The 26,564-nt window shown below is 64.8% G+C and carries 7 protein-coding genes; 5 read left to right on the top strand and 2 right to left on the bottom strand.

Features of this window, described 5'->3' with window-relative positions; all coding sequences use genetic code 11:
- Positions 1-16: 16 nt before the first annotated feature.
- Together ACODTO_RS02525 and ACODTO_RS02520 are read right to left on the bottom strand one after the other, a co-directional pair.
- Positions 17-1,438: a diaminobutyrate--2-oxoglutarate transaminase gene (locus tag ACODTO_RS02525; protein WP_175362907.1), complete on the bottom strand. Its 1,422-nt coding sequence runs from the start codon at positions 1,436-1,438 to the stop codon at positions 17-19.
- 107 nt (positions 1,439-1,545) lie between these two features.
- Positions 1,546-3,609 (bottom strand): TonB-dependent receptor, encoded by a 2,064-nt coding sequence (locus ACODTO_RS02520; protein WP_489105917.1) that lies wholly within the window; start codon positions 3,607-3,609, stop codon positions 1,546-1,548.
- Between the two features lie 247 nt (positions 3,610-3,856).
- Between ACODTO_RS02520 and ACODTO_RS02515 the strand changes: the two genes are divergently transcribed.
- From ACODTO_RS02515 to ACODTO_RS02495, 5 genes are all read left to right on the top strand, one after another.
- Positions 3,857-4,834 (top strand): TauD/TfdA family dioxygenase, encoded by a 978-nt coding sequence (locus tag ACODTO_RS02515; RefSeq protein ID WP_139642338.1) that lies wholly within the window; start codon positions 3,857-3,859, stop codon positions 4,832-4,834.
- 8 nt (positions 4,835-4,842) lie between these two features.
- Positions 4,843-8,250, top strand: a complete 3,408-nt coding sequence (locus ACODTO_RS02510; protein WP_489105916.1) for a condensation domain-containing protein — start codon at positions 4,843-4,845, stop codon at positions 8,248-8,250.
- Between the two features lie 17 nt (positions 8,251-8,267).
- Complete coding sequence (locus ACODTO_RS02505) at positions 8,268-9,314, top strand: TauD/TfdA family dioxygenase (RefSeq protein WP_489105915.1); 1,047 nt, start codon at positions 8,268-8,270, stop codon at positions 9,312-9,314.
- 111 nt (positions 9,315-9,425) lie between these two features.
- Positions 9,426-12,485 carry a non-ribosomal peptide synthetase gene (locus ACODTO_RS02500; RefSeq protein WP_489105914.1) on the top strand — a complete coding sequence of 1,020 codons (3,060 nt, stop codon included), beginning with the start codon at positions 9,426-9,428 and terminating at the stop codon, positions 12,483-12,485.
- 58 nt (positions 12,486-12,543) lie between these two features.
- A complete protein-coding gene (locus tag ACODTO_RS02495) occupies positions 12,544-26,493 on the top strand; it encodes a non-ribosomal peptide synthase/polyketide synthase (protein WP_489105913.1) in 13,950 nt (4,649 codons plus the stop codon).
- Positions 26,494-26,564 lie beyond the last annotated feature (71 nt).

The raw sequence follows: 26,564 nt of genomic DNA, 5'->3' as shown, positions 1-26,564 counted from the left end.
CCTGTTGGGGGATCCTTTAGCGAACGGGACGCTCGTTGATCGTGCTGGCCGCTTGGAACAGGATTTGCGCGACGAAATCGATTTCCTGTTCGGTGATGATCAGCGGTGGTAAGAAGCGCACGGTCGCACCGTGGCGTCCGCCCAGTTCGACGATCAAGCCATGCTTCAGGCAGGCCTGCTGGAACGCCTTGGCCCGGGTAGTATCCGCCGGTGCATGCCCCTGCACGTCGAGGGTGCCCTGTGGGTCAACGATTTCCATGCCCAGCATCAGCCCGCGCCCACGCACGTCGCCAATCCAGGCGAACTCGCTTTGCAGCGCCTGTAGCTGTTTGCGCAGGTGGGCGCCCACGGTTTCGGCATGCTTGACCAGGCCTTCATCGCGAATGAAACGCAAGGTCGCGGTGCCGGCTGCCATGGCCAGCTGATTGCCGCGGAACGTGCCGGCGTGGGCGCCCGGTTGCCAGGTGTCCAGCGAATCGTTGTAGACCATCACCGCCAGCGGCAGGCCACCGCCGATGGCCTTGGACAGGGTGATGACATCCGGGGTGATACCCGATTGCTCGAAGCCGAACATCCGGCCACTGCGGCCGATGCCGCACTGGATCTCGTCGACGATCAGCGGAATGCCGTGGGCCTGGGTCAAGCGGCGCAGTTCCTGGAGCCAGCGGTCCGGCGCGGCAATCACCCCGCCCTCGCCCTGGATCGGCTCCAGGATCATCGCCGCCGGGGCGGTCACGCCACTTTCCGGGTCATTGAGCAGATGCTCCAGATACCGCACGTTCAACGTCACGCCCTGGTCCCCGGCCACCCCGAACGGGCAACGGAAATCATGGGGGTACGGCAAGCGTTGCACCCCCGGCGTCAGTGCGCCGAGGGCATTTTTCGGCGACAGGTTGCCGCTGATGGCCAGCGTGCCCAGGGTCATCCCGTGATAAGCGCCTTCGAACGCTAGCACCGAGTGGCGGCCGGTGGCGGTGCGGGTGAGCTTGAGCGCGGCTTCGACCGCGTCGGCACCGCTCGGGCCGCAGAATTGGATGCGGGCGTTACGGGCGAATTCGCTGGGCAGGCAGGCGAAGATCTCCTGGACGAAAGCGTCCTTGACCGGGGTCATGAGGTCGAGGGTGTGCATGGGCACGCCGGCCGCCATGACCTGGGTGATGGCTTCGACGATCACCGGGTGGTTATGACCCAGGGCCAGGGTTCCGGCGCCCGCCAGGCAGTCGACGAACACCTGCCCGCGACTGTCCTGCACATAAATACCATGGGCCCGTTCGAGCACCAGGGGAATGCGCCGTGGATAGCTGCGGGCATTGGATTCCTGCTGTTGCTGGCGTTCCAGCAGCGGCGTCGGATCCAGGCAGTAAGGGCTCGACAGACCGGTATGCAACAGGCGTAGCTGTGGCGCGCCACCTGTCGTGGCATTTGAAAAAGCGTTCATGATTTCCTCCATGGAGGCTGGGTTTGGAAGGGAACAACAGCCTGAAAACAAACATCCGTGACACGGCAAACCGGGCGCGGGAAGATTGCCTTCCCGCGCCCCTGGGCTTACATGTCGTAACGCAGGAGCATGCCCAACGTGCGCGGTGCGCCGACGTCGATGATGTCGTCGTCACGGTTGTTGGTGATGTATTCCTTGTCGAACGCGTTCTTGACGTAGGCGGACACGGCAACGTTCTTGGTGATTTTGTACTCGGTGTTGAAGTTCACCAGTACATAGGCATCGCTCTTGCGCTCGCCACTGACCTTGCCATTCGAGTCGAACTCGTATTCCGACGGCGCGGTGCTCTGATAGACGATATCGGTGCCAAACATCAGGCGATCGTCGAAGCGATAGACACCACCCACCGAAGCCTTGTATTTGGGCGAATAAAGGAACGACTCGCCGCTCCTGTCCTGGCCATTGTCAGCGACAAAGTCCTTGTACTTGCTATCGGTGATTGCGCCACCGAAGTTCAGGGTCAGTTGATCGGTGACGTCTTTCTCGACGAAGACCTCAAGGCCCTTGATGTCACTGCGACCGGCGTTATAGATGTCAATGACGGTACTGCCAGGCTGCCGCACGCTGACCTGCTGGTCTTTCCAGTCGGTGTAGTACAGGTTGGCGCGGGTGCGCAGGGTCTTGTCGAAGAATGAACCGCGATAGGACAGCTCGTAGTTGGTGGTGTATTCCGGGTCGTAGGCCTGGTGGCCGCTACCGGAACGCAGGTTGACGCCACCACCGCGATAGCCCTTCTGCACCATGAAGCCGAGGTACTGGTCCGTTGCCAGTTCGTAGTCGATGCCGAGTTTCGGCAGCACGGCATCAAACGATTTCTTGATTTTCTCGGGAACGAAGCGGCCGTCTGCCTCGATGTCGGTATCGTTCGTTTCGTGGTCGTACCGCAGGCCGGTGATCAATGTCCAGCGCGGCACGAACGTCCAGTTGACTTCACCGAAGACCGCCTGGTTATCAATCTTGGTATCACCTTTGACGGTGCGAGCCAGGACGTTATCGAACAACAGCCGATCATGGAATTTGTTGGTGTTGTGACCGTAGTAGGCACCGACGAAACTCTTCACGGTGTCCGACGCGTAGTTCAGGCGCAGCTCCTGGCTGAACAGGTTACCGTCCTGCTTGCGCAGAACGACCTCGTTGTCCACGGCGGTCTGGTCAAAGTCCAGGCGGTTGCTGTAGTCCGAGCTGGTATTGGCGGTCATGCTCGTCAGCGACCAGGCATCGTTCAGACGATAATCCACCTTGGCGCTGAGGGTGTCCTGCTTGAGGTTGTCGTAGGCCTCGGTGTTGGACGCGATATCGTAATAGCTGGGCTTTCCATCGGCGCCGCGCATCGTCGAGCGGTCACCCTGGCGGTGTTCGCTATGGGCGTAGGTCAACAGGACGTCAGTGTCGTCATTGGGCAGGATCAGCAATTTGCCGCGGCTGTTGCTGGTGCGATGCGGGTTGGCATCCTTATCCAGCGTGGTGTTGCGGATGTAGCCGTCGCCGTCGGTATAGTCCACGGCAATCCGGCCGGCGATCTTGTCATCGACGATAGCGCCACCACCTGCGACGGCCGCCCCATGCTCACCATAATTCCCCATGCTGGTCTGCGCCGAGAAGCTGGGCTCGAACGTCGGTTTCTTCGTCTCGATCACCACCGCACCGGCCAGGGAGTTACGGCCCTGGGTAGTGGATTGCGGACCGAGGAACACTTCGACCTGCTCCGCGTCCCAGAGCGGAACCGGGCTCAAGGTCAACGCACGGTTCGGCTGTACGGCACCGTCGACATACACGGAGACCGCACCGTTGAGGGCTGCCGGCCCCTGGTCGTCAAAGCCGGACACCGGCACGCCACGAATACCCCAGTTTTCGTTGCCGGCCTGACTATAGACACCCGGCGTGCGCGCAAACACATCCACCAGGTCCTTATCAGCATGCTCACGCAGCTTCTCTTCGGTGACCACTACAACGCTGGACTGAGTCTGCTCCAGGGTACGGTTGATTTTCTCACCCGTCACAGTGATCGGAGCGATCTCCACGGCAGTGGACTCTTCCGCTGCCCATGCACAGTTGCCGAGGCCGATTGCCGACCCCACAGCCAACGCAATTGTATTCTTTTTGAAATTCAAGCCCCGCACCCCTGCGACAGATATTTTTGGTTTTTTTGAGCTGGCCGAACGCTGTTTGGCGCCAGCGGAGCGGAGTCTAATCCAAAAAAAAAATTAAATAAATAGTATTGATAATCTCTCTCATTTGTACCTAGTATGTCGTCCTGTATTAGATCCAAAACACTACAGACGAGTCCTACAGAGGCGCCTGGCGCGCCATCTTCAGGTCTCGTAACGGGTCGAAAAAGATAGAAGAGGATGTGCAAGGATGACCTCAATCGAACACCTGGACAGGCGTTCCGAGCCTTTTTCAATGACTTCCACGGACGGCGGTGAACACTCGTTGCCCGTGTTGGTGCAGGCGACGCCTGGGCAGTCGATTCACGATTTGGACGCCTCGCTGCGCGACATCCTGCCCCATGTGCTGAACACCGTGGGCGGGGTCTTGCTTCGCGGCTTCAACGTGGCGACCCCGATCGACTTTAAGCGCTTCGCCGCCAGCTTCGGTGCCCCCCTGGCCAGCTACGAATTCGGCTCCACGCCGCGCAGTAAAGTCTTCGCCGGGGTGTACAGCTCCACGGAATACCCGGCCCATCAGTTCATCCCCCTGCACAACGAGCAGGCCTATACCCGACCCTGGCCTTCGCGCATCTGGTTCCACTGCATCAAGGCCAGTGAAACCGGCGGCGAGACGCCGATTGCCGACAGTCGCCTGATCTACCAGCGCATGCCCACCGAGATCCGCGAGCTGTTCGCCAGCCGCGAGCTGCTTTACGTGCGCAACTACAGCGGCGCCCTGGACCTGCCCTGGCAGAAAGTCTTCAACACCGAGGACCGGGCCCAGGTCGAACGCTACTGCCAGGACAACGACATCGAGTGGGAATGGAAAGCCGACGGTGACCTGCGCACCCGTCAGCGTTGCGCGGCGGTGCAGCAGCATCCCGAGACCGGCGAGTGGGTCTGGTTCAACCAGGCTCACTTGTTCCATGTGTCGGCCATCGAACCGAGCGTACGCGCCAGCCTCCTGGCCGCCGTGGGTGAAGAGAACCTGCCGCGCCATGTGTATTTCGGCGACGGCTCGGCCATCCCCGACGAGATGCTCGACCGCGTGCGCGAGGTCTACCGCCAGACCGCCGTCAGCTTCCCCTGGCAGCCCGGCGACGTGCTGATGCTCGATAACCGACTGGTCGCACACGGTCGCAATCCTTACACCGGTGACCGCAAGGTCATCGTGGCCATGGCGTGAATTGCACAATGTCTTCATTCGAACAGTGGATCGAAGTGCTGGAAACCAATTCCCGGCGCTTTCCAGAACGTGCTGCCCTGCACTTTTTGCCGGACGGCGTCACGATCGGCGAAACCCTGACCTTCTCCCAGTTACACGAGCAGTCCCAGTCCCTGGCGGCCGCGTTGCAGTCGCGCTATGCGCCGGGCGATCGCGTGCTGTTGATGCTGCCCAGCAGCCTCGACTATGCCCGGGCGTTCTGTGCCTGCCTGTATGCCGGCATGATCGCCGTGCCGTTGTTTCCGCCGCCGTCGCGCAAACCGCGGCACCTCGAACGCGTGCGCAACGTGGTGGTGGACGCTGAGCCGGCACTGATTCTCGCCCCGGCAGATCACTGCGAAGGCTTGTTGGAACTGGTGGAGAGCCGTGTCGACGTGCTCACCGTCCAGCACCTGGGCACACCACCGCCCAGCCAATGGCAACGCCCGGCCATCGACGGTTCGACCGTGGCCTTCCTGCAATACACCTCCGGCTCCACCGGCTCGCCCAAGGGCGTCGAGGTGCGTCAGCGCAACCTGATCGCCAACGTCGAGCTGATGCGCCAGGCCTATGGTTTCGATGAGCACGGCGCCATGGTCAACTGGCTGCCGCTATACCACGACATGGGCCTGATCGGTGGCCTGCTGGCGCCGATCTACAGCGGTATGCCCTGCTACTTGATGGCTTCGCAAACCTTCGTCAACGCACCGTCGACCTGGTTGCAGGCATTGAGTCGCTACCGCGGCACCGTCAGTTTCGCGCCGAATTTCGCCTATGCCCTGTGCAATCGGGTGGTCAGCGACAACCTGATCGCCCAACTGGACCTGAGCGCCTGGAAACACGCCATCAACGGCGCCGAGCCGATCCACCCCGGCACCCTGGAAACCTTCGCCCAGCGCTTTGCCGCCTGTGGCCTCAACCCGTTGGCGATCAGCCCCGGTTACGGCCAGGCCGAAGCGACTCTGTGTGTCAGCGCTACGCCGGAAGACGCCTTGCCGGTGACGCTGCGCCTGGACAAAGCGGTGTTGGAAACTGGTCGCGTGGCCCTGGCGGCCGCCGGTGCCGCCGCCGTCGAATTCGTCGCCTGTGGCTTCCCCCAGGCTTTGCACAGCATTGCCATCGTCGACCCGCAAACCCATGAGCGCTGCGCTGCCGATCGCATCGGTGAAGTGTGGCTGAAGGGGCCGAGCAACGCCGAGTCCTATTGGAAAAACCCCGAGGCCACCCGCGAAGCCTTTGAAGCGCGCATTGTCGGCTCGACCGACCATTACCTGCGCTCCGGCGACCTGGGTTTCATGCACGAGGGCCAGGTGGTGATCTGCGGGCGGCTCAAGGACTTGCTGATTCTCAACGGACGCAACCTGTACCCCCACGACATCGAGTTCGCCATCACCGATGCCGAACCGGGCATCCGCACCGGGCGCATCGCCGCGTTCTCGGAAATGGACCCGACCCTGGGCCGGGAGAAACTGGTGATCGTCGCCGAGCCGCAGCGCAAGTTCGTCGACCCGGCGCGGCACCCGGCGCTGTTCGCCTCGATGCAGAACGCCGTGCGCGAAGCCGCCGACTGCGGCATCGACCAGATTGTGCTGGTGGAAGCCGGCACCATCCCGATGACCACCAGTGGCAAAATCGCCCGCCAAGGTGCGCGCAAGCAACTGGCGGCGGGTACGCTGAGCATCATCGCCCAGAGCGGCGGGCAGCTCGCTTCCAGCGGCGAAACCCTGGAACTCGGCCAACTCAGAGGTCTTGTGCAGGCTTCGGCGCAAGACGCCCAGGCCGCTTGCCGGCAATGGCTCCAGCAGACCTTGCACGGGGTGAATCCGTATCTGCTTCCAGACTTCGAACGGAGTCTGATCGGCCAAGGCCTGGACTCCATCGGCGTCGCCGATTTCGCCGCTCGCCTGCACAGAGACCTGGGCTGGAACCTCGATACTCAGAGCCTGTTCGGCGAACAGACGCTGGCGCACTGGGCGCAAGATCTGCTGGCGTTCCTCAGTGCACCATCAGCGGCGCTCACTCCGTCGGCCGAACGTACGGATGGCAGCGAAACTCGCCAGTCCTTCGCCCAACGCCGGCTGTGGTTCCTGCGCCAGATGAACCCGGACGACACCCGCCACAATCTGGTGCTGCACCTGCGCCTGCAAGGTCCATTGGACGTCGAGGGGTTGGCCGAGCGCTTGAACAGCCTCGTCAACCGTCACAGCGTGCTGCGCACGGTCTATCGCGACGGTGTCGACGGCCCGCAGCAACAGGTTCTGCCCGCCACGCCTGTGCCGTTGAACTGGCACGGACAGACCGAACAGCAAGCGCTACACGACTACCTGGCGAGCGAACACGCCACGCCGGTGGATCTGGTCAACGGTCCCCTGCTGCGGGCGCAGTTACTGAGCCAAGCAGACCAGCACCACCTGCTGCTGACCGTACACCACATCGCCTTTGACGGTCGCTCGGCGCAAGTGCTGCTGGCGGAACTGGCTGGCTCGGCGGACGCCGGGTGGCCGGTGCAGTACCTCGATTTCGCCCAGTGGGAAGCGGCGCACTGGAGCGAACAGCGGATCGTCACCGAGCAGGACTTCTGGCGTGAGCATTTGGCCGGTCTGCCACAGACCCTCGAACTGGGCGGCAGTGGCCAGACCCCGGGCGAACACAGCCTGGACTTCAAGGTGCCCCAGGCCCTCTGCGAGCCACTTTCGACGCTGGCCCGCGAACGCGGCATGACCTTGTTCATGCTGTTGCTGGCCAGCTATCAACTGGTGCTCAAGCAACTGGGCGGCCAACAACGATTCCTGTTGGGCACTGACGTCAGCGGCCGTCCACTGGCGGAGCACAATGACGTCATCGGTTTCTTCGTCAACCAGCTGACGTTGCGCTGCAACCTGCAGGGTGAACCGACCCTGGCCGGTTTCCTGGAGCGTGTTCGCGATGAGGCGCGCCTGGCCTATGCACACCAGGGCCTGCCTTTCGACCTGGTGGTGTCGGCCCTGGCGCCGCAGCGCCTGCCCGGTCACTCGCCATTGTTCCAGGTGAAGCTCAACTATCAGCCGTCACGAGTCACGCCGACCGCCATCGCCGGCGCGCACCTGCAGACCCTGGAGGTGGCACAGGCACCGGGAGATTTTCACCTGGTGCTCGACCTGGTGCACGGCACCGAAGGGCTCGACGCGACGCTCAAGTATCGCGGCGAATATTTCGACCAGGACCGCGCCTTGCGCCTGCAACACCTGTGGACGCGCCTGCTGGAAGAAACGCATCAGTTGCTGGACGAGCCGCTGCCGGCCCTGGCCGAGCGCATCGATACCTGGGACCTGGCCTTCCAGCGCGAGCGGCAACAGGCCCGGACGCTGGCCGGTCGCAGCCAGATGCTGCAAGCCAAACGTCGCTCAATGTTCCTTTAACCGAGTCGGATGCCGTTATGTCTACCCTGCCCCCATCGCCCCGCGCTCTTGGCGCCGTGCGCCGCAAAGTCATGAACGTCTCGGAACAGCAACTGGTCACCGAACGCCTGCTCAGCCCGGACCATGCCCTGCCACTGGTGATCGAGCCAGCGGTGAGTGGCGTCGATCTGGTGGCCTGGGCCGCTGGCAAACGCGAGTCCCTGGAGAAAAAACTGCTGCAATACGGTGCCCTGCTGTTTCGCGGGTTCAACGTGGCGTCCGTCGAACAGTTCGACCAGGTGATCGCCACCCTCTCCCCCGGCGCCCTGGAATACATGTTCCGTGCTTCGCCCAGGACCCGGGTCGGCGGCAACATCTACACCTCGACCGACTACCCGGCCGACCAGATGATCTTCCCCCATAACGAACACTCCTATTCGCCGCGTTTCCCGCTGCGACTGTTCTTCTATTGCCAGCTTCCCTCCGAGACCGGTGGCGAAACCCCGATTGGCTCGACCCGTACGGTCAAGGCCGCCATCAGCCCGGAGATCGAAGCACGCTTCCGGAAAAAAGGCGTGATGTACGTGCGCAACTATGGCGACGGTTTCGGCCTGCCGTGGCAGAGCGTGTTCCAGTCCGAAGACCGTAGCGACGTCGAAAGCTACTGCGCCAGCGTCGGCATCGAAGTGGAATGGAAAGACAACAATCGCCTGCGCACCCGCCAACGTGGACCCGCTGTGGTGCGCCATCCGCGCACGGGTGAAGAGGTCTGGTTCAACCACGCCACCTTCTTCCACATCAGCACCCTGCCGCCGCACATCCGCGATTCGCTGCAGAGCAACTTCACCGACCTCGACCTGCCCACCAACACCTTTTATGGCGACGGCGAACCCATCGAACCGCAGGTCCTGGAGGCGCTGCGAGCGGCCTACCTCGACTCGCTGGTGCGTTTCAGTTGGCAACAGGGCGATGTGTTGTTCATCGACAACATGCTCGCGGTCCACGGTCGCGAACCCTTTACCGGCAAGCGCGCAATCATGACCGGCATGGCCGAGGCCCTGCTGTCGAGCGACGTGACCCTTTGACTTTCAACGGCGGCACCCGTCGTTCGCCAGCGGCTTGCGTGACGGTCAGTCCGTAAGCCCCGGCGCCGGCGCTGCCCCCAGATCAAACCCCATTTTCCAGTCGAGTTGAACATGAGCGGACTTCAAGGTTTTCGTATTTCGCCGCAACAGGCAGCGCTGTATCCCCACATCAAGGGCGCTGTCGAGCACCCGTTCGGTTGTCACTTGCAATGGTCGCTGTCCGGCCCGACCGACGTCGACGCGCTGAACAGCCGCTTGCAAGCGTTACTGGCTGCCAGTGAAATCCTGCGGACTCGCCTGATGCCGGTACCGGGCCTGCGCCATCCGGTGCAGGTGATCGACGAGACCGGCACGCTGACGGTGGCCCAGCTGGATCTGCGCCAACACAACAGCGCCGACCAGGATGCCGAACTGGCGCGCCTCGTTTCACACTCCCGGGACTGGACCGCGCCGCTGGCCGTGACCCTGGTGCGCCTGGCGGATGACGCATCGGTGCTGGACCTGGCTGGCGCGGGCAGCCATTTCGACCTCGCCAGCCTCAGGCTGCTGGCCGACGCCTTGCTGCAAGATACCCCAGCGGATCTGTCCGAGGCCCTGCAATACGCCGACTACGCCGAATGGCGCTGGAACCTGGTGGAAGACGAACCCGACCATCCAGGCGTGAGCTTCTGGAAAGCCTTGGGCGAGGTCGAGCAGCCCACCTTGCAGCTGTCCCTTGAAGCGCCCTGCGGTGCCGGCTTCGCCCCTGCCCGGCAGGCACTGGCACTCCCCGCCGACCTTGCCCGTCACCCGGCTCTGACCTCAGCGTTGATGCTGGCCGCCTGGGCGGCGGTACTCGGCCGGTTGGCCGGTCAGCAACAGGTCCCGCTGACCCTGATCCACGAAAGCCGTGGCGCCGAACTGGACAACATCCTGGGCGTGTTCGAACAGTGCCTGCCCCTGAACATCGACCTGGATGCCCAGACCACCCTGCTCCAGCAGAGCCAACAACTGGCTGCCTCGGTGGAACGCAGCACCGGCTGGCAAGACTATTACACCCGGGACCTCACCACGGGCTACGCCTTCGCCTGGCGTTCCGGTGATGCCCGGGAACGCTACGCCGACGCGCTGATGGGCCCGGTGAAAGCCTGCCTGAATATCCGCCAATTGCCGGACAGCCTGCAGGCCAGCGTGATTTACGATCGCCACACCCTGAGCACCGAAGCCGCACGCAGCCTTGGCGAACAATGGCTGCAATTGCTGCAAGGCGCCCTGGCCGAACCGCAACAGGCCTGGTCCCACCTGCCCCTCGGCGGACCGTTGCAATCAGCGATTATCGCTAACACGCCAAGCTCGCCATCCATCGAGCCGCTGACCCTGGTGGACCTGATTGCCCGTCAGGTTCGTCAGCAACCGGACGCCATCGCCCTCAGCGACACCGACGGCGACCTGAGCTATGCCCGCCTCGACGCCTGCGCCACCCGTCTGGCCCATCAACTGGTGGCCGCCGGCATCGGCCGCGACGTGCCCGTCGGCATTCTGTTCCCCCGCAGCAACGCCGCCATCGTCGCCATGCTCGCGGTGTTGAAAGCCGGTGGCGCCTATGTGCCGATCGACCCGACCTATCCGGCCGATCGACGTGCCTACATGCTGGCCGACAGCGGCATCGCCCACATCGTGGTCAGTGCCGAATTGGCCGACAGCCTGCCGGCGACCCTGCAACGTTTCGTGCTGGATGACTTGAGCGGGCACGACACGAGCGACCTGCCGCCGCTGCCCCTGCCTGACGCGAACGCCCTCGCCTACCTGATCTACACCTCGGGCTCCACCGGTGCACCGAAAGCCGTGGAAATCAGCCACGGCGCCCTGAGTTTCTCGACCCAGGTGCGCATGGCTGCCTATGAAACGCCCGTGCGCGCTTACCTGCTGTTGTCGTCGTTTGCCTTCGACAGCTCGGTCGCCGGGATCTTCTGGACCTTGGCTCAAGGTGGCCGACTGGTGCTGCCGGCGCCTGGGGAAGAACTGGAGATGGCACGCCTGGCGCAGCTGGTTGCCCAGCACAAGGTCAGTCACGGCCTGTCGCTGCCATCGCTGTATCAGGCCCTGCTCGACCAATTGCAACGCAGCGCCAGCGCCGACAGCCTCGAGTGCTGGATCGTCGCCGGTGAAGCTTGCCCGCCGGCCCTGGTCGCCCAACACAGCAAGACCCTGCCTCACGCCCGCCTGGTGAACGAATACGGCCCTACCGAAGCCACGGTCTGGGCCAGTCATGAGGTACTGGAGCCGAGCCGCAGCGTCAGCATCGGCCGTCCGATTGCCGGCATGGACCTGCGCCTGCTGAACGAGTTCGACCAGGCCTGCGGCATCGGTGAACCGGGTGAGATCGTCCTCGCCGGCCCGACCCTGGCGCGGGGCTACCGCAACAAACCGGAAGAAACCGCCAAAGCCTTCGTCACCCTGGCCGACGGCACTCGCGCCTACCGTACCGGTGACCTGGCCTGCTGGCTGGCCGACGGGCGCCTGGCGTTCCTCGGACGCAAGGACCACCAGGTCAAAGTGCGCGGCTATCGCATCGAACTCGGGGAAATCGAACGGCAACTGTGCAGCCACAGCGACGTGCGCGAAGCCGCGGTGATCGTGCAGGAGCATGCTGCCGGCAAACGCCTGCTCGCCTACGTCCTGGCCGCACATGGCTATGCACCGGACTCGGAAGCGATCAAGCGTTTCCTCGGTGAGCGTCTGCCGTCGTACATGGTTCCGGCCCAGGTGCTGACCCTGGCGACGTTCCCACGCACCCCCAACGGCAAACTCGACACCCGTCAGTTGCCCGACCCGGATCAGTTCGACGAAAGCACCCACGTCGCGCCGCGCAACGCCATGGAAACCACTTTGCAAGCCATCGTCGCCAAAGTCCTGAAGCTGGCGAACGTGAGCGTCACCGACAACTTCTTCGCCATCGGCGGTGACTCGATCCTGAGCCTGCAAGTGGTGGCCCAGGCCCATGAGCAAGGAATCGCGCTCTCGGCCAAACAAGTCTTCGAACGCCAGACCATCGCCGCCATGGCCGAGGTCGCGCAACCACTGGCCGAATCCGCCGCCCCGCTGGCAGACAGTGCCGAGTTCAGCGCCTCGGGCCTGTCCGACGACGAAATGCAAGCGCTGATGGCCGAACTGGACGAGGCCGACCTGTGAGTCGCTCCTCCCGTCGCCAGGCCATCACCGTTGCCCCCTTTTACGCAGGACGCTTTCAATGACCACCGAAAAAACCACCGGCAATCCAATCGAAGACGTTTACCCGCTGTCGCCGTTGCAGCAAGGGATGCTCTTCCACTCCCTGCTCCACGAAGACTCCGGTGTCTATCTGATGCAGGACCGCTACCGCATCGGCGGGGCCATCGATGAAGTGGCCTTCCTGGAATCATGGCGCCAGGTGGTGGCGCTACACCCTTCCCTGCGCGCCAGCTTCCAATGGAAAAGCCAGAAGCAACCGGTGCAGGTGATCCACCGCGAGGTCAAGGTTCCGCTGGACACCCTCGACCTGCGCGGGCTCGCCGCCCACGAGCAGGAAGCGCGCATCCGCAGCCTGCTGGAAGACGAACAGAAAGTCGGCTTGAACCTGTCGAAGCCACCGCTGATCCGCTTTCGGCTGGTGCGCCTGGCCGATGAGTCCTACGAATTCATTCGCAGCTTCCATCACATCCTGATGGATGCCTGGTGCATTTCCCTGGTGACGGTGGACTTCCTCAAGGTCTACGAGGCGCTGTGCAACGACCGGACCCCGGAACTGAAAAGCCCACGGCCGTTTCGCGACTACATCCAATGGCTGCAACGCCAGGACGCGGGCAAGGCCGAGCAATTCTGGCGCGGCCAACTGCAAGGCCTCAATGCGCCGACGCCGCTGACCGTGGACAACGGCGTGGCCCATGATCGCTACACCGACGCGGTGCTGGTGGACGATCAGTTGATTCACCTGAGCGAACAGCAAACCCAGGCGCTGGCGGCGTTCTGCCGTAGCCGTCGGATCACCCCGAACACCTTTTTCCAGGGCGTCTGGTCATTGTTGCTGTCGCGCTATAGCGGCCAACGGGACGTGGTCTTCGGCGTCACCGTGGCCGGTCGTCCGGCGGACCTGACCGGCGTCGCGGAAATGATCGGACTGTTCATCAATACCTTGCCGCTGCGGGTGTCGGTGGACCCGGACGCCTCCCTCGGCAGTTGGCTGGGTGATCTGCAAGGGCTCAACGTCGACATGCGCGACTTTGAACACACGCCCCTGACGGATATCCAGGGCTGGAGCGATTTCCCCCGGGGCGAAACCCTGTTCGACAGCATCCTGGTGTTCGAAAACGCCCCCATCGACGAACAGATCCTCGAAGGCGGTTTCCAGTTCAGCCTCGAAGGCATGGACCACAGCGTGCACACCCACTACGGCTTGACCGTGGTGATCCTGCCCGGCGAACAACTGGGCATTCGCGTGTCCTATGACCGCGAACGCTTCGAAGCCGCCACCGTCGAGCGCCTGCTGGGCCATATCGCCAGCCTCGTAGCGGGCATGCTGGCAGCGCCGGATGCGCCGTTGAGTCATTTTGATTTGCTGGCCGTCGAGGAGCGCCAACAACTGTTGGGCGATTGGGCGGTCAATCCCCATGATTTCCCGCTGGATCAGAGCTACGCGCAGTTGTTTGCCCGTCAGGTCGCCCAACACGGCGGGCAGGTCGCCGCCCTCTGTGACGGCGAATCCCTGACCTACGCCGAGCTGGACCAGCGCTCCACACGACTGGCCCACGCCTTGCGCGAGGCCGGCGCCGGCGAAGATCAACTGGTCGCCCTGGCCGCCCCCCGTGGCCTGGCGCTGTTGACCATGATGATTGCCGTGTTCAAGACCGGCGCGGCCATGCTGCCCCTGGAAGTCAATCATCCAACTGAACGCCTGCGGGAGATCCTCAGCCTGTCCCGCGCGCCGTTGTTGGTCGCCAGCGAAGGTTGCAGCGTCCTGCTCGATCCGTTGCTCAGCGGTCTCGATCAGGCCCCGGTGGCGCTGTTCGCCGAAGCCTGCTGGAAGACTGGCAACGACTCGCCACTACCTGTTCTCGGCCGTCCGGACAGCCTCGCCTACGTTCTCTTCACCTCGGGTTCGACCGGTACGCCGAAGGGCGTGATGATCGAACAACGGGGCATGCTCAATAACATCTTCGGCAAGGTCCCGGCCCTGGGGCTCGGCGCCGAGGACCGAATCCCGCAGACCGCTTCGGTGGCATTCGACATTTCCGTGTGGCAGTTCCTCGCCGCGCCGGTGCTCGGTGCCACCGTGCACATCCTCCCGGACGAAGTCGCCCACGACCCGCAGCGCCTGCTGCAGGTACTCGCCAGCGAACGCCTGAGCGTGCTGGAAATCGTCCCGAGCCTGATGCGCACCCTGCTCGCCCTGTGCCCGTGCGACCTGCAACTGCCGGACCTGCGCTGGGTGCTGCCCACCGGTGAAGCCCTGCCACCGACCGTGGCCCGGGACTGGTTCGCGCGCTTCCCCGACATCGCCCTGATGAATGCCTACGGACCGGCGGAATGCGCCGACGACGTGGCCTTCCAGCCGATCTTCGAAGCCCCGGCCGCTCACATCAGCCACATGCCCATCGGCCAGCCGACCGCCAATAACCGCCTGTATCTGCTGGACGAAGCCCTGCGTCCGGTGCCCGTGGGTGTCGCTGGGGAAATCTGTGTCGGTGGCGTCGGGGTCGGCCGTGGCTACCTGCATGATCCGCAGCGCACTGCTGATGCGTTCATCGAACATCCGCAACTTGAAGGCCGCGTGTACCGCACCGGTGACTTGGGACGCTGGCGCGCAGACGGGGTGATCGAATACCTCGGCCGCCGCGACCAGCAGGTGAAACTGCGTGGCCACCGGATCGAACTGACCGAAATCGAACACCGCCTCGCGCAACACCCGAACGTGCGCGAAGCCGCCGTCCTGCTGCGGGAAAACAGCGTCGGTGAGGCCTGGCTGGTGGCGTACTGGTCGGCCCATGACGACACTCTGGGCAGCGACGGCCTGGGCGAGTACCTGCGGGCGCAACTGCCGCCGTACATGGTCCCGGCCGCCTTCGTCTGCCTGGACAGCCTGCCGCTGAACAACAACGGCAAGGTCGATCGCAAGGCCCTGGCCGCCCGGGAACTGGACTGGCAGGCCGACGCCCAGCAAAGTATCGCCCCGCGCAACCCATTGGAAACCGCCGTGGCGGCGATCTGGGCCGAGGTCCTGGGGCGCGACACCGTGGGTGTGGAAGACAACTTCTTCACCCTCGGCGGCCATTCGTTGTTGGCGACCCAGATCGTTGCGCGACTGCGCAGCCATTTCAAACTCGACCTGCCGCTGCGCACGCTGTTCGAACAGCCCACCGTGGCCTTGCTGGCCGTGAGCATCGCCGCCCGTCAGGCCGACGCCGCCGCGCCACAAGCCGCCGCCCTCAAGTCACCGAAAGCCCAGCCGCGCCCGGCCCTGTTGCCGCTGTCGTTCTCGCAACAACGCCTGTGGTTCATCGAGCAACTGACCCCGGGCACGACGCTGTTCAACATCCCGTTCGCCCTGCACCTCAAGGGTGAACTCAATGTCCAGGCGCTGCATGCCAGCCTGAACGACCTGCTGGCGCGCCATGAAATCCTGCGCACCGGCATCCACAGCACCGACGGTGTGCCTTGCCAACGCATCAGCGAGTCGTTGGACATCGCCTTGCCCTTCGAGGACTTGTCCGGCCTGACCGCCACCGCCCGCGAAGGCGCGCAGTTCAATGCCCTGCAAGACACCTTCGAGCAACCGTTCGACCTGACCTCCCCGCCGTTGCTGCGTGCCCGCCTGCTGCGCCTGGCACCGGGAGAGCACGTACTGGGCATCGCCCTGCATCACCTGGTGTCGGACGCCTGGTCAGCCACCATCGCGCTGCGGGAACTGGCCCTCGGGTATGAAGCCCGTTGCAATGGCGCCGCCGCTGAACTGCCGGCCTTGCCGGTGCAATACGCCGACTTCGCCCTCTGGCAGCGCGAACACCTGCAAGGCGCCGAACTCAAGCGCCAGCTGGATTACTGGACCAGCACCCTGGACCGCCGCGACAGCGAAGGCAGCCCGCTGCTGGCGCTGCCCACCAACCATCCACGGCCGTCGATGCAGAGCTACCGCGCCGGGATCGTCCAGCGCGAACTCAGTGCCGACCTCAGCGGCCGGGTGCAAGCCTTCGCCAGCCGCCTCGGCACCACGCCGTTCACGGTGCTGTTCGCCGGCTTCACCGTGCTGATGCACCGCTTGAGCGGCGATGCCACCGTGCTGGTCGGCACCCCGGTCACCCACCGCGAACAACCGGGCACCGAAGGCCTGCTCGGCATTCTGCTGAACAACCTGGCGATCCGCGCCGACTTTGCGCCGCAGGCGGATTTCACCGCCCTGGTGCGACAGGTGGCCGAGCGCCTGCGCAGCGGCCTGCTGCACCAGGACCTGCCCTTCGAGCAACTGGTGGATAGCCTGCAACTGCCCCGCAGCCTCAGCCACGCACCGCTGTACCAAGTGATGGTGGCCCAGCAACTGGCCATGGAATCGCGGTTGCGCTTCCCGGGGCTGGAATTCGAAGCCCTGGACACTCCGTTGCGGCATTCGGAATGCGACCTGGATCTGCACGTGCTGTGCCCCGCCAATGCACCGATCCAACTGGAGCTGATGTTCGCCCTGGACCTGTTCGTCGCCGACAGCGCTCGCCAGACCCTGGCCCGCCTGGAGCACTTGCTCGAGCAGATGCTCGCCGAACCGCAACGCCCGGTGGCAGCCCTGCCGCTGTTGATGGACGCGGAATGGCAGCGCACGGTGGTGGAATGGAACCGTACCGAGATGGCGGTGCCCACCCATCTGACCTTTGCCCAACTGTTCGAACAACAGGCCGAGCGCACCCCCGAACGTGACGCGCTGTGCTTCGAGGGCCGTCGCCTGAGCTACGGCGAGTTGAACCGCCGGGCCAACCAGGTGGCGCACTATCTGCGCAGCCGTGGCGTGGTCGCCAATCGTCCGGTGGCGCTGTGTGTCGAGCGCTCGCTGGAACTGTTGGTCGGCCTGCTGGGGATTCTCAAGGCCGGCGGCGCCTATGTGCCGCTGGACCCGACCTACCCGGTGGATCGCCTCGCCTACATGCTCGAAGACGCGCAACCGGCGCTGTTCCTCGGCCAACAGGGCCTGTTGGAACAGTTGGGCGCCGACCTGCCACGCCTGCGCCTGGACAGCGACGCGGCGCTGTTCGCCGACCAGCCGGACGACAACCTGCCGCCGCTCGCCGGACCGGATGATCTGGCTTACATCATGTACACCTCCGGCTCGACCGGTAAGCCCAAGGGCACCCTGGTCACCAACGGCTCGGTGGTCAACCTGGCCTGGGCGCGGATCCATGGCCTGTACCGCCGCTACACCGACCAGCCGATGCGCACCAGCTTCAACTACTCGTTCGCCTTCGACAGCTCGGTGGCCGAACTCATCCTGCTGCTCGATGGCCACAGCCTGTACCTGACCCCGGAAGACGTGCGCTACGACCCACAAGCACTGGCGCAGTTCTTCGAAGAAACCCGCCTGGAGACCTTCGAGTGCACCCCGGCGCAACTCAAGGCCCTGCTCGAAAGCGACGGCGTACGCCGTGGCGAGGTGTACCTGCCACGTTTCGTGCTGTTCGGTGGCGACGCCGTGGACGCGCAGTTGTGGCAACGCCTGCCGTCGATTGCCGGCAGCCGCTTCTTCAACACCTACGGCCCGACCGAGTGCACGGTGGATGCCACCGGTTGCGCGGTCGATGACTTCCCGGCGCGCCCCATCATCGGACGGCCGATTGCCAACGTGCGCACCTACGTTCTCGACGGGTTCCTCAACCCACTGCCGGTGGGCGTTCCGGGCGAACTGCACATCGGCGGTGCCGGGGTGACCCTGGGCTACCTCAACCGTGCCGAGCAGACCGCGAAGGTGTTCATCGAGGACCCCTTCTCGCCGCTGGAAGGCGCGCGGATGTACAAATCCGGCGACCTGGTGCGCTGGCTGCCCGACGGCCAGCTCGAATACCTCGGGCGCATGGACCATCAGGTGAAGATCCGTGGCTTCCGCGTCGAACTGGGGGAAATCGAAACCCTGATCGGCGCCCAACCCGGCGTCCGCCAGGCCGTGGTGCTGGCTCGGGAAGACGTGCCCGGCGAGAAGCGCCTGGTGGCCTACGTGACCTGTGACGAGCAGGCCGATGTCAACGCCTGGCGCAAGACCATCGGCGCCGCCCTGCCCGACTACATGGTGCCTTCGGCGTTTGTGCTGCTCGATGAACTGCCGCTGACCGACAACGGCAAACTCAATCGCAAGGCCCTGCCGGCCCCGGACATCCAAGCCGCGCCGGACGCCCTCGATCCGCCACGCAGCAGCGCCGAACGAAAACTCGCCGCGCTGTGGTCGGAGTTGCTGAAGGTGCCGTCGTCGCAGATCGGTCGCGACAGCCATTTCTTCTACCTCGGCGGTCATTCGCTGCTGGCGGCGGCCCTGTTTGCCCGTCTGCGCCAACAGTTCGCCACGGTGCCGCCATTGCGGGCGGTGTTCGAACACCCGACCCTGGAGGCCCTGGCCGCACTGCTGGGCGATCCGCTGCAAGCGTCCGCTGCGACCTTCGTCCCGGCACCACGTCCGGCGCGCTTGCCGTTGTCGTTCGAACAGCAACGCCTGTGGTTCCTGGAACAACTGAGCGCCGGCGGTGGCGAATACAACGTGGTCAGCGCCGTGCAATTGGACGGTGAGCTCGACACCCGGGCCCTGCAAGCGGCCCTGAACAGTGTGGTGCAACGTCACGAAATCCTGCGCAGCCGCATCGTGCGCGAGAGCGATGGCGAGTTGGCGCTGGTCATCGAGCCGCAAGTCGACATCACCTTGCAGTCGACAGCCCTGGAAGCCACCAGCGACGCGCACTGGCAGCAACTGAGCGACGACGCCATCCACGCAGAAACCGGACGCCGTTTCGACCTCGCCAGCCAAGTGCCGATCCGCGCCACCCTGCTGCAACGCAGCGGTCATGCCCAAGCCTTGCTGTTGCTCACCGTGCACCATTGCGCCACCGACGACGCCTCCAGCCAGAACCTGCTGGATGAACTGGGCCGCTGCTACAGCGCCCATTGCCAGGGCGCGACGGCCAGCCTGCCAGAACTGGTCCTGCAATATCCCGACTACGCCCTCTGGCAGCGCGAGCCGGGGCAACAGACCGCGTTCAGTAGCCAGTTGGAATACTGGCGTGGGCAACTGGAGGACGGCGACTACCTGCTGGACCTGCCCACCGAACAGGGTCGCCCCAACCAACTCGCCCCGGCAGCCGGTGCGGTGCAATTGCAACTGCCGCCGGCCCTGGTCGGACGTCTGCGACAGTTCGCCCAGCAACGCGGCGCCACCCTGTACATGCTGATGCTCAGCGCCGCGCAACTGCTGCTGGGTCGCTACGCCAACCAGCGCGACGTGCGGGTCGGCAGCCCGGTGGCCCAACGTCCGTTCTCCGAGCTGCAGCCGCTGATCGGTTGCTTCGTCAATACCGTGGTCATGCGCGCCGATCTCGATCCGAGCCTGGACTTCGAAGGCTTGCTGAGTCAGGTCCGTCACCGCGTACTGGACGCCCAGCAGCATCAGGACGTACCGTTCGACCAGGTTGTCGAGCACCTCAAGCCGGCCCGCAGCCTCGGCCAGACGCCGTTGTTCCAAGTGCTGTTCGCCATGCAGAACGGGGATTCCTCCTGCCCGCACTGGCCGTCGTTGCAGGTCAGCGAACGCGCCGTGAGCGCCCAGGCCACCAAGTACGATTTGAACTGGGAAGTGTATGACGGCGAGGTGCTGTCGGTGTTGCTGGAATACCGCGCCGCGCTGTTCAGCGAAACCACCGCCCGGCGTTGGCTGGAGCAATGGCAGCAACTGCTGGAAGCCATGCTCGATGCACCACAGACCCGCCTCGCGGACTGGTCGCCGTTGGCAGCGACAGAGCGCCAGCGCCAACTGGTCGAGTGGAACGCCACCGAGCGTCACTACAGCGGCCCTACCGACCTGCACACCGCCCTCAGCCAACAAGCCGCCCTCAGCCCCAACGCCCCGGCGCTGGTGTTCGAAGGCCAGCACCTGAGCTACGCCGAGCTGGATCACCGGGCACAAGCCGTTGCCCGGGCCCTGCGTGCGGCCGGCATCAGCACCGATGACATCGTGCCGGTGTGCATGGAACGCTCGGTGGACATGGTCGTCGCCCTGCTCGGCATCGTCCATGCCGGCGCCGCGTGGCTGCCGCTGGATCCGGAACTGCCCGCCGGGCGCCTGGCCTTCCTGATCGAAGATGCCGACGCCAAGGTCAGCCTGACCCAGGCGCAGTGGTTGTCGCGCCTGCCAACCGGCCATCAGGCCTGGACCCTCGACACCCTGCCCCAGGCTCCGGCGTTCGACCCGATCAGCGTCGCGGCCAGCGACCTGGCCTACGTGCTCTACACCTCCGGCTCCACCGGCCAACCGAAAGGCGTGATGAACGAACACGGCGCCTTGATGAACCGCCTGTACTGGATGCAGGACGCGTTCCCGATTGGTCCGAACGACCGCGTGCTGCAGAAAACCCCGTACAGCTTCGACGTCTCGGTGTGGGAGTTCTTCTGGCCGCTGATCACCGGCGCCACCCTGGTGGTAGCCCGTCCGGATGGTCATCGCGACCCGGCGTACCTCAGCCAACTGATCCAGCAAGAACAAGTCACGACGTTGCACTTCGTACCGTCGATGCTCCGCGCCTTTGTCGAGGAGCCGAGCCTGGTCGATTGCCGCAGCCTGCGCCAGGTGTTTGCCAGCGGCGAGGCGCTGCCAGTGGATCTGGTGCGGCGTTTCATGGGCCAACACCCGACGGCGCTGATCAACCTGTACGGTCCGACCGAAGCGGCCATCGACGTATCGGTATGGCGCTGCTCGGTGGACGATGTGATCGTGCCCATCGGCAAACCCATCGCCAACCTGCGCCTGTACATCCTCGACGAGAACATGCAACCGCTGCCTATTGGCAGCATCGGTGAGCTGTACATCGGTGGTGTCGGCGTCGCTCGCGGTTACCTCAAGCGCCCGGACCTGACCGAGGAACGCTTCCTCGCCAGCCCGTTCATCGACGGGGATCGCCTGTACCGCACCGGTGACCGCTGCCGTTTCCTGGCCGATGGCAACATCGAATACCTCGGACGTCTGGATCACCAGGTGAAGCTGCGCGGCCAGCGTATCGAACTTGGCGAAATCGACGCTGAGCTGCTGGCGCAAAGCGGCGTTCGCGATGCCGCGACCCTGCTGCTGGACCAACGCTTGGTGAGCTTCTGGTGCGGTGACGCAAACGAGGCAGTCATTCGTAGCGCATTGAGCAACAGCCTGCCCTCGCACATGCTGCCCAGCTTCTTCGTCCAGCTCGACAGCCTGCCCCTGAACAGCAACGGCAAACTCGACCGCAAGGCCCTGACCGCGACCCCGCTGCCGGAACACCACAGCGACCGGCCGCACACCGCGCCGCGCACTGCCACGCAAAGCGCGCTCTGCGAGTTGTTCAGCGAAGTGCTGGAATGCGCGTCGGTGGGCATCGAAGATCACTTCTTCCAGCTCGGCGGCCATTCCCTCTTGGCGACCCGACTGGTCAGCCGGGTCCGTGAACGCCTGGGGGTTTCCCTGCCGTTGGCAGTGGTGTTCGAACGCCCGACAGTCGCGGCCCTCGCCGATTACCTGGGCGTGGCGACAGCGGACGAATCAATCACCGTGCAGCCGCGTCCGGCGACACTGCCCTTGGGGCTGGCGCAGAAGCGCTTCTGGATGCTCAGCCGCCTGGTGCCGGACTCTCGCGAGTACCACATGCCGTTCGCCCTGACGTTGCGCGGCGAGCTGCAGGTCCGCGTCTTGCGCGAAGCCTTCGAACTGGTCAGCCAACGCCACCTGGTGTTGCGCAGCCGGATTGTCGAAGTCCAGGGCGAGCCGCAACTGCTGATCGACGACCACGGGCCAGCGCTCGCGGTCACGGCCGTTGCCACACAGGATTGGACCGCGACCTGCGCCACGGCCCAAGCCGAGTTGATGGCGCCGTTCGACCTGGCCGCCGCCGCGCCTTGGCGGGCGCACCTGCTGCAACGCCTGGACAGCGACGAAAGCCTGTTGCTGGTGTGCCTGCACCACAGCGCCACCGACGGCTGGGCCATGCAGTTGCTCATCGATGAGCTGACCCAGGCTTACGCCGCCGGCCTCGATGGGCAATCGCCGGGCTGGACGCCGCTGGCGATCGACTATGTCGACTTCGCCCTGTGGCAACAGCACCCGGACACCCAGGCCCGACGCAATGACAGCCTGGATTACTGGAAAAACCACCTGGGCCAGGACGACTACCAGCTCGACCTGCCCATCGACCATCCACGGGGCGCCGAAGCCGATCGTCGGGCCCGTCAGTTGATCGTCAACCTCGGCACCCAGCGCGCCGAATCGATCCGCCAGTTCGCCCGTCAGCGCGGCACCACCACTTACGTGGTGCTAGCCTCGGCCCTGAGCGCACTGCTGGCGCGTTACAGCGGTCAGCGCGAGATTCGTCTCGGCACTCCGGCAGACCAGCGCGATCAGCCGCAATCCCAGACGTTGCTGGCCTGCCTGGTCAACACCCTGGTGATCCGCAGCGAAGTCGACCAGCGGGCCCCGGCCGAGCAATTGCTCGCCAGTCTCGAAGCCGATCTGCGTGCGGCCCAGGCCCACGCGGACCTGCCCTTCGCCACCCTGGTCGGCGCCGTCGCCCAACACCGCGACCTGAACCGCACGCCGCTGTTCCAGGTGCTGTTCTCCCTCAACTATGGCCGCGTGGACAGCAGCCAATGGCCGGGACTGGAGGTCGAAGAGCAGACGCTGCCGGTGATCGACGCCAAGTTCGAACAGAGCTGGGAAGTCCAGGACGACGGCAGCGACATGACCCTGGCGCTGGAATACCAAGCGGCGCTGTTCGACGAGTCGACGATGCAACGCTGGAGCGCGCAGTGGTGTGCGCTGCTGGATGCGTTGGTGGCGGCGCCTGGGCGAACGCTGATCGAGCTGTTCCCGCAGCAGCAGGATCAGCAGCAACTGGACCGCTGGAACGCTACCGAGCGTCACTACAGCGGCCCTACCGACCTGCACACCGCCCTCAGCCAACAAGCGGCCCTCAGCCCCAATGCCCCGGCACTGGTGTTCGAAGGCCAACGCCTGAGCTACGCCGAGCTGGATAATCGGGCGCAAGCCGTCGCCCGGGCCCTGCGTGCAGCCGGCATCGGCACCGATGACATCGTACCGGTGTGCATGGAGCGCTCGGTGGACATGGTCGTCGCCCTGCTCGGCATCGTCCATGCCGGCGCCGCCTGGCTGCCGCTGGATCCGGAACTGCCCGCCGGGCGCCTGGCCTTCCTGATCGAAGACGCCGACGCCAAGGTCAGCCTGACCCAGGCCCAGTGGCTGTCGCGCCTGCCAAGCGCGCATCAGGCCTGGACCCTCGACACCCTGCACCCGGCACCGGCGTTCGACCCGATCAGCGTCGCGGCCAGCGACCTGGCCTACGTGCTCTACACCTCCGGCTCCACCGGCCAACCGAAAGGCGTGATGAACGAACACGGCGCCTTGATGAACCGCCTGTACTGGATGCAGGACGCGTTCCCGATTGGTCCGAACGACCGCGTACTGCAAAAAACCCCGTACAGCTTCGACGTCTCGGTGTGGGAGTTCTTCTGGCCGCTGATCACCGGCGCCACCCTGGTGGTCGCGCGTCCCGATGGTCATCGCGATCCGGCGTACCTCAGCCAGCTGATCCAGCAGGAACAGGTCACCACGTTGCACTTCGTGCCGTCGATGCTCCGCGCCTTTGTCGAGGAGCCGAGTCTGGTCGACTGCCGCAGCCTGCGCCAGGTGTTTGCCAGCGGCGAGGCGCTGCCGGTGGATCTGGTGCGGCGCTTCATGGGCCAACACCCGGCAGCACTGGTCAACCTGTACGGCCCGACCGAAGCGGCCATCGACGTGTCGGTCTGGCGCTGCTCGGTGGACGATGTGATCGTGCCCATCGGCAAACCCATCGCCAACCTGCGCCTGTACATCCTCGACGAAAGCCTGCAACCGCTGCCCATCGGCAGCATCGGTGAGCTGTACATCGGCGGTGTCGGCGTCGCTCGCGGTTACCTCAAGCGTCCGGACCTGACCGAGGAACGCTTCCTCGCCAGCCCGTTCATCGACGGTGATCGCCTGTACCGTACCGGCGACCGCTGCCGTTTCCTGGCCGATGGCAACATCGAATACCTCGGACGTCTGGATCACCAAGTGAAGCTGCGCGGCCAGCGTATCGAACTCGGTGAGATCGACGCCGCGGTGCTGAACCTGCCGGCCATCACCGGGGCCTGCACCCTGGTCATCGATAACCGGCTGGTGGCGTTCTACAGCAGCAGCGCGGCGCAATCGGGCCTCGACACCCTGCTCGCCGCCGAGTTGCCGGCCTACATGGTGCCGGCGGTGTGGGTCCACGTCCCGACGCTGCCGCTCAACAGCAACGGCAAGATCGACCGCAAGGCCCTGGCGGCCCTGCCCTTGCCGCAAACCCAGAAAGACTACGCCGCGCCGCGCAACGCGCTGGAAAGCCTGTTGTGCCAGTTGTTCGGCGAGCTGCTTGGCGAAAGTCTGACCGGCGGCCGCGAGGTCGGCACCACCGACAGTTTCTTCGCCTTGGGCGGGGATTCGATTCTCGGTCTGAAGCTGATCTCACGCCTGCGCGAACACGGCTACTCGCTGACGCCACGGGACCTGTTCCGCTCGCCCACCCCGGCGGCGCTGGCCCAGGTGACCACGGCCCTGCTGACCCAGGCCGAACAGGGCGAAGTGACCGGTACGATGCCGCTGATGCCTTTGCACCAGTGGTTCTTCGACCAACAGCAACCCCAGGCCGCGCACTGGAACCAGTCCGTGCTGGCCGACAGCGACCGGCGTCTTGAGCCAGCCATCGTGCAGGCGGTGTTGGATCGCTTGGTCGCGCACCACGACGCCCTGCGCTTGCGCTTCGCCGAGGTCGACGGACAGTGGCAAGCACGGATCGCTCCTGTAGCGCCGGCGCAAATGACTTGCTGCGAGCACCCGGATCAACTGCTACAGGTCGCACAAAGCCTGGACCTGCAACACGGTCCCCTGTTTGCCGCTGCCCTGCTGGAAGGTGAACCGCAGCGCCTGTATCTGGTGGCTCATCACCTGGTGGTGGATGCGGTGTCCTGGACGCCGCTGCTGGAGGATTTCCAACAGCTGTATTCAGGACTGGAGCGCGGCGAACAAACCACCTTGCCGGCGAAAACCACCTCCTACCGCCAGTGGGCCGAGCACCTGCATGCCCACGCCGCCAAGGTAGCGGGCGAACAGCGCTACTGGAGCACTCAGATCAGCGTGAACCGGCCGCCGGTTGCCACCGTGGCCGAGCGCCGGACCCTGTCGGCCCGTTGGGAGGTCACCCGCACCCACCAATGGCTAACCGAGTCCCACGCAGCGTACCGCACGCAACCGGAAGAACTGCTGATCGCCGCCCTCGCCGCGACCCTGGCGGAAACCGAAGATCGCAGTGACATCGTCGTGGATCTGGAGCGCCATGGCCGCGATGCGCCTTTCGACGGCCTGGACGTCAGCCGCACGGTTGGCTGGTTCACCACGCTGTTCCCGTTGCGCGTCAGCGCCAGCGGCGCCCATGGCGACCAGGTGCGCAACGCCAAGGAAGCCTTGCGTGCCGTGCCGGGCCAGGGCCTTGGCTACGGCTTGCTGCGTCAACGGGGTGAACTTCCGGCCAGTCATGGCGATGTGCTGTTCAACTACCTCGGACATGAGCAGACGCCCGAGGGCTGGTTGCGCGCCAGCAGCCTGACCCCACCGTCGGACGTGTCGCCGGCCAACCGGGTGACCCATGCTCGCGAAGTGGTGGCGTGGCTGGAGGACGGCGTGTTGCGTGTCGAATGGCACAGCGTCACGCCGGAGGCCGACAGCCGCTTGCCCGCTCGCCTGTTGGAGCACCTGCAAGCGCTGGTCGAGCACTGCCTCGATCCGCAGGCCGGCGCGCTGATGCCCTCGGACTTCCCGCTCGCCAAGGCGCTGAACCAGAAGTCCCTGGACAAACTGCTGGGCAAGCTCAAGACCAAACCGAACTCCCAAAGCCAGTGAGTGGCGCAGCCGCCGCGGGGTCACTGCCTGACCACCGCGGCGCCAGCCCGACACCCACTGTTTTCAAGCCT

The organism is Pseudomonas sp. FG13, assembly GCF_057809755.1.
Note: the sequence above shows the minus strand (reverse complement) of the source record. Positions and strands in the feature narration are given on the sequence as shown.